The following is a 1,301-nucleotide window of genomic DNA, read 5'->3' as shown; positions in this document are numbered from 1 at the left end:
GGCGCCATTCCTCGACCTGGGCGGTGGTGTCGGCGACGGCGGTGTCGGGGTCGGGTTCGATGTAGGCGACCAGGCGCTGGTCGCCCTTCTGGTCCTCGCGGACCACGACCGCGGCCTGCGCCACCGAGGGGTGCCCGGACAGGACGTGGTCGATCTCGCCGAGCTCGATACGAAAACCGCGGACCTTGACCTGGGAGTCGGTGCGGCCGAGGTACTCGACCTGGCCGTCCTTGTTCCACTTCACCAGGTCGCCGGTGCGGTACATGCGCGCGCCGGCCGGACCGAACGGGCAGGCCACGAAGCGTTCCGAGGTCAGTCCGCTCTGGCCGAGGTAGCCGCGGGCCAGGCAGGTCCCGGCCAGGTAGAGCTCGCCGGCCACGCCGGGGGCGACCGGGCGCAGGGCCGCGTCCAGGATGTAGACCTGGTTGTTCCAGATGGGGGTGCCGATCGGGACGCGGTCGGCGCCGGGGACGTGCTGCCAGCCGGTGACCTCGACGGTGGCCTCGGTGGGACCGTAGAGGTTGTTGGCGGTGCAGTCGGGGAGCAGGTCGGTGAAGCGGTTGGCCAGGGCTGCGGGGAAGGCCTCGGCGGCGACCTCGATCCAGCGCAGGCTGGTGCAGTTCGCGGCGGCGGGTTCGGTGACGAACGCGGACAGCAGGGAGGGCACGAAGAACGCGGCGCTCACCCGCTCACGCCGGATCAGCTCGGCGAGGTAGGCGGGATCGCGGCGGCCCTCGGCGCTGGCCACGACGACGGAGGCGCCCATCTGCAGGTTGGAGAACATCTCCGGCACCGAGGCGTCGAAGCTGGCCGAGGTGCTCATCAGCATCCGGTCCTCGACCGTGACCTGGAAGTGCTCCAGACCCCACTCGATCCGGTTCGTGATCGAGCGGTGCGCCACCGGCACACCCTTGGGACCGCCGGTGGAGCCGGAGGTGAAGATGACGTAGGCGGCGTTGTCCGGCGACAGGGTGCGCACCGGGTCCGACTCCGGATAGCCGGCGACGTCGGGCAGGGTGTCCTCGAGCAGCAGCAGCGGGTTGGCGCTCGCCAGGACGTGGCGCACGCGTTCGGCGGGCAGTTCGGTGTCCAGCGGCACATACGCGGCACCGGCCTTGACCACCCCGTAGACCGCGACCAGCAGGTCCACCGAGCGCGGGATCTTCACCGCGACCAGCCGTTCGGGGCCCGCGCCCCGCTCGATCAGCCAGTGCGCGAGCTGGTTGGCACGCTTGTTGAACTCGGCGTAGGTCAGGCTCTCGTGCTCGCCGATCACCGCGATGCGGTCCGGGGTACGGGCG

General features: G+C 71.1%; 1 protein-coding gene. It reads right to left on the bottom strand.

From position 1 onward, the window contains the following. A partial coding sequence (locus tag ACFYW9_RS41400; protein WP_389160374.1) for an amino acid adenylation domain-containing protein occupies positions 1–1,301 on the bottom strand: 1,301 nt, incomplete at both ends.

This window comes from Streptomyces sp. NPDC002698, from assembly GCF_042888945.1.
Classification (GTDB): Bacteria; Actinomycetota; Actinomycetes; order Streptomycetales; family Streptomycetaceae; genus Streptomyces.
This window is presented reverse-complemented; position numbering and strand designations above follow the sequence as displayed.